A 4486-nucleotide genomic window follows, 5' to 3' on the forward strand; every position below is an offset into this window, starting at 1 on the left:
CCCCCGGCAACTCGCTTTGGGCCGCCGAGGCGAAATTGCGATCGACCTTGCTCAGGCGGGGACGGTTGAACAGCGCGTTGGCGTCCAGGGTCAGCCCCATAGGAAGCATTAAATCATAACACCACCTTCGAGATATGATCAGCGCGGACTTGAGCCGGCCGTTCAGGTGCGCGCGTCGCGAGCCCGGGACTCGCCGCTCGGCCGCACCCACCGCTCCCACGCCCAGGCCGCCACCCAGCAGGCCATGGCCCAGGCCGCGCCCAGGCTCCAGCCGGCCAGCACGTCGCTGGTCCAGTGAACGCCCAGATAGATTCGCGAGGCCCCGACCAGCAGGCTGAGCAGCACCGCCGCGCCCAGGGCCAGGGCCTTGACCCGCTTGAGCGGCGCGAACCGGGCCGCCAGGGCGCCCAGGGTCAGGAACACCACGGCCGACAGCATGGCGTGGCCGGACGGGAAGCTGGGATTGGCCGCCTCGACCGCGCGATAGACCAGGTCCGGGCGCTCACGTCCGAACAGCTGCTTCAGCCCCTGGCTGATCGCCACCCCGCCGCCGGCCCCGACCAGCACCACCAGGGCCTCGCTCCAGCGTTTCAGGCACAACATCAGGGCCAGGGCCAGGACCACCACCAGGCTCAGCACCGTGATCGAGCCCAAGGCGGTGATGTCCGCCGCCGCCACGTGCAGCCACTTGGGTCCGATCAGGCTGTTGGGGTCGCCCGGCAGCCGCAGGGCCTTGAGGATGGCCAGATCGAAGGCGGTGGTGTCGCCCTCGGCGACGTCCTCCGACAGATCCAGGAACGCCAGGGCGCCGCCCGCCAGCACCAGCAAGGCCGCGACGGCGCCCAGCTCGCTCCGCGCGGCGGCCAGCAGCCGCGGCAAGTCCCGACGAGGTTCAAACGAGGGAAAACGCATCATGTGCAAGTGAACGCCCAAACGTCGATTTGGCCCCGATCAAGTAATCCCGCGGCCGGCGAAATGTTTCGGCCAAGAAACATGATGAACCATTCCTGACCAGCGCCGTTCATCCCCGGTCCAAACCACTCTCGCTAGTGTCGGACTATCGAAGAGGTTCGGCAGTGTCGGACTGCCACACAACAGGAAAGGACCTCGTTATGAAGCGTCTGATCATCTCCACCCTCGCCGCGACCCTGCTGGCCGGTACGGCCCTGTCGGGCACGGCCATGGCCCAAGGCCAACGTTATGACGACCGCGGCCAATACGACCAACGCCACGATAACCGTCACGACAGCCGCTACGACCGTCGCGACGACCGCCGCGACCATCGCTCGGACCGTCGGGACGACCGCCGCGAATATCGCCACTGGCAGCGCGGCCAGCGCCTGGACGCCCGCTATCGCGACAATCGCTACTATGTGAGCGACTATCGCAGCCGCGGCCTGCGCGCCCCGCCCCGCGGTTACCGCTGGCAGCGCGTGGACGACAACTACATCCTGGCCGCCGTGGCCACCGGCCTGATCGCCTCGGTGATCATCGCCAACCACTAGGCCCTTCCTCAAGAGCCTCATTCGAGCGCCCCGGACAGTTTCGCTGTCCGGGGCGTTTGCTTTTTAAAGTCCGAAAAACCGCCTCGCCCCTTCCCCTCCCCCGGGTCAAGGCGGTAATCGGAAAGCATGCCCGACCTGACCGACAGCCACGCCGCCGATCCCCTGATCACCCTGGCCCCCGACAAGTGGGTCACGCTGCGTGACGCGTTCGGCGTCGACAGCGACATGAAGGTTCCGTACTTCAGCCACAAGGACAGCCACGTCCCTGAGCTCGACACGGCCTACAAGTTCGATCCCCAGACGACCAAGGCCATCTGCGCCGGCTTCGCTCACGACCGCCGCGTGATGGTCCAGGGCTATCACGGCACCGGCAAGAGCACCCACATCGAGCAGATCGCCGCCCGGCTGAACTGGCCGCTGGTGCGGGTGAACCTCGACAGCCACGTCAGCCGGATCGATCTGGTCGGCAAGGACGCCATCGTCCTGAAGGACGGCAAGCAGGTCACCGAGTTCCGCGAAGGCATCCTGCCCTGGGCCCTGCAGCGCCCGATCGCCCTGGTGTTCGACGAATACGACGCCGGCCGACCGGACGTGATGTTCGTCATCCAGCGCGTGCTGGAGGCCGGCGGCAAGCTGACCCTGCTGGACCAGAACCGGGTGATCCGCGCCAACCCCTATTTCCGGCTGTTCTCGACGACCAACACCATCGGTCTGGGCGACACCACGGGGCTCTATCACGGCACCCAGCAGATCAACCAAGGCCAGATGGACCGCTGGAGCATCGTCACGACGCTCAACTACCTCGACCACGACGTCGAGGCCGGCATCGTCCTGGCCAAGAACCCGTCCTACGACACCCCGGAAGGCAAGCGCACCCTGGCCGCCATGGTCCGCGTCGCCGACATGACCCGCAACGCCTTCATGAACGGCGACATCTCGACCGTCATGAGCCCGCGCACGGTGATCACCTGGGCCCAGAACGCCGAGATCTTCGACAAGGACATCGGCCTGGCGTTCCGCCTGACCTTCCTGAACAAGTGCGACGAGCTGGAGCGGCCCACCGTGGCCGAGTTCTTCCAGCGGGCGTTCGGGACGGATCTGCCCGAGAGCGCGGCGCGGGTGAAGGTGGCTTAAGGGCCCTTGGTGTTCCAGCGTACGGCCGGGCGACCGATCCTCGCCCTTCTCCTCGGCGCGTCAGCGCTAGTGGCCTTGGCAGGCTGCAAGCCCGCGGCCGACGCCCAGGCGGCTGAAAAAAGGGCGACTGAACAGGCCCAGCCGGCCGCGCAAGCCGACGACGCTCCGTTCACCGTGCCCGGCAGCATGGTCCACACCCTGCCGCCCTCGGCGCAGGGCCGCGTCTACCAGATCTACGTCAAGACGCCCTTCGGCTATGACGCGCCCGAGAACGCCGGCCGGCGCTGGCCGGTGATCTATCTGAACGACGGCCCCTACACCTTCCAGGTCGCCTCGGGCGTCACCCACCTGCCCTACAGGTTCGACCGGTGGGAACAGGCGATCCTAGTCGGGATCTCCTACGCCCAGGGCGACGACGGCATGGTCAGCCGCCGCCGCGACATGACGCCCTGGCGCGATCCCGGCCTGCCGTCCCCCAGCGGCGGCGCGCCGCAATACCTGGCCTTCATCAAGGGGCAGGTCCTGCCGTTCGTCGAAAGCCGCTACCGCGCCGATCCGCGCCGCCGAACCTTGGCCGGACAGTCGTACGGCGGCCTGTTCGGCGCCTGGGTGGCGGWGACCGAACCGGAGCTGTTCGACAGCTATATCCTGACCAGCCCGTCGCTCTGGTACGACCATCACCAGATGATCAAGGCCGAGGCCGCCTACGCCGCCGGCCACAAGGACCTGAAGGCCCGCATCTACCTGGCCACCGGCGAACTGGAACGCCCCCGCCCCGGCGGCGACGCCGAGGACATGGTGGGAGACCAGCAGGCCTTCGCCAAGACCCTGCGCGGACGCGGCTATCCCGGCCTGAAGGTCCGCGACGAGATCATCGACGACACGGTCCACGAGACGACCTTCCCGGTCGGCCTGGTCCACGGCCTGACCTGGCTGTACCCCAAGGGCTGAGCGGGACGACAGGTCCGTTCAAGACTTCCCCCTTGGAACCATGGCCATCGAGGCGCAGTTTCCAGAACCTAGTCTTCCAACGGAGCCCCCCATGAGCGACATCACCTACATCATCGTCGAGCACGACGGCGGCTGGGCCTACAAGGTGGGCGACGTGTTCTCCGAGACCTTCAAGACCCACGACGCGGCCCTGCACGCCGCCCAGCGCGCGGCCGGCGAGCAGCGGGTGGCCGGCGAGGAGACCGGCATCTCCTACGAAGACGCCAGGGGTCAGTGGCACAATGAGCTGTCGGCCGGCGACGACCGTCCCACCACCCACGTGGTCGACGCCAAGAAGTAGGCCCTCAGCCCGGCGCGACCTCGCCCCGATCCGCGAGGTCGCAGCCGATCACCATCAGGCGGACATGACCGTCCCAGACCTCGATCCGCGAGCAGCTGCGATGCTCGGCCAGCAGGGTGCGCGCGTGGACGGCCGGATCTTCGCCGTCGTCAAGCACCCGCACGTCGAGAAACGGCGAGCGACCGTCGGCCGTCAAGGCCACGAAGGTGTAGGCCTGCCCCATATGCGTTCGCCCGCCCCCGGGTGAAGGAGCGCCATGACGGCGGCCCCTCGCTTGGCCGCGAGCCTAATGCGATGGCGAAAGCGCCGTCGGTCAGCTACCCGACAATCCCGGCGCCGATCGGCGGAGACCGGCCATGCGACGGCCCGAACTCCGCACGACTTTCGGCGGTAAGGCGCTGATATGCCGAGCCAAAATCTTTAATCCCCTCACCCTTTCGTGACGCCCGTATCCTGATCTCACCTCGACGCAGGGAAAGGGCGCATGGCCAGCGACCGATGCGGCGGCGAGGGGCGATCGAGCGGGGAGCTCTGTCGGCGGTTCTGTCGCGTGAGT

At 67.6% G+C, this 4486-nt stretch carries 6 protein-coding genes; 4 read left to right on the forward strand and 2 right to left on the reverse strand.

Annotated elements, in window-relative coordinates; translation table 11 throughout:
- Positions 1 to 162: 162 nt before the first annotated feature.
- Positions 163 to 912, reverse strand: coding sequence for a phosphatase PAP2 family protein (locus AC1DZ6_RS19675; RefSeq protein WP_477098832.1), 750 nt, complete (start codon positions 910 to 912; stop codon positions 163 to 165).
- A gap of 200 nt (positions 913 to 1112) precedes the next feature.
- Between AC1DZ6_RS19675 and AC1DZ6_RS19680 the strand changes: the two genes are divergently transcribed.
- The 4 genes from AC1DZ6_RS19680 (at position 1113) to AC1DZ6_RS19695 (ending at position 3930) form a co-directional block, all read left to right on the forward strand.
- Positions 1113 to 1505: an RcnB family protein gene (locus AC1DZ6_RS19680; RefSeq protein ID WP_477098827.1), complete on the forward strand. Its 393-nt coding sequence runs from the start codon at positions 1113 to 1115 to the stop codon at positions 1503 to 1505.
- Between the two features lie 126 nt (positions 1506 to 1631).
- On the forward strand, positions 1632 to 2639 hold the full coding sequence (gene cobS, locus AC1DZ6_RS19685; protein ID WP_477098828.1) for a cobaltochelatase subunit CobS: 1008 nt from the start codon (positions 1632 to 1634) through the stop codon (positions 2637 to 2639).
- A gap of 69 nt (positions 2640 to 2708) precedes the next feature.
- Positions 2709 to 3590 (forward strand): alpha/beta hydrolase, encoded by an 882-nt coding sequence (locus AC1DZ6_RS19690; RefSeq protein WP_477098829.1) that lies wholly within the window; start codon positions 2709 to 2711, stop codon positions 3588 to 3590.
- Between the two features lie 91 nt (positions 3591 to 3681).
- Positions 3682 to 3930, forward strand: a complete 249-nt coding sequence (locus AC1DZ6_RS19695; protein ID WP_477098830.1) for a DUF2188 domain-containing protein — start codon at positions 3682 to 3684, stop codon at positions 3928 to 3930.
- Between the two features lie 4 nt (positions 3931 to 3934).
- Here the strand turns inward: AC1DZ6_RS19695 and AC1DZ6_RS19700 are convergent, their stop codons facing one another.
- Entirely contained in the window at positions 3935 to 4153 is a 219-nt protein-coding gene (locus AC1DZ6_RS19700; protein WP_477098831.1) for a hypothetical protein, read from the reverse strand.
- Positions 4154 to 4486: the final 333 nt, after the last annotated feature.

Source organism: Caulobacter sp. P1_B12_2 (genome assembly GCF_056406675.1).

What these genes read in the sequence shown, in the direction of transcription:
- AC1DZ6_RS19675 (WP_477098832.1), bottom strand. Translation starts at nt 912, where the DNA reads ATGCGTTTTCCCTCGTTTGAACCTCGTCGGGACTTGCCGCGGCTGCTG.
- AC1DZ6_RS19680 (WP_477098827.1), top strand. Translation starts at nt 1,113, where the DNA reads ATGAAGCGTCTGATCATCTCCACCCTCGCCGCGACCCTGCTGGCCGGT.
- cobS (WP_477098828.1), top strand. Translation starts at nt 1,632, where the DNA reads ATGCCCGACCTGACCGACAGCCACGCCGCCGATCCCCTGATCACCCTG.
- AC1DZ6_RS19695 (WP_477098830.1), top strand. Translation starts at nt 3,682, where the DNA reads ATGAGCGACATCACCTACATCATCGTCGAGCACGACGGCGGCTGGGCC.
- AC1DZ6_RS19700 (WP_477098831.1), bottom strand. Translation starts at nt 4,153, where the DNA reads ATGGGGCAGGCCTACACCTTCGTGGCCTTGACGGCCGACGGTCGCTCG.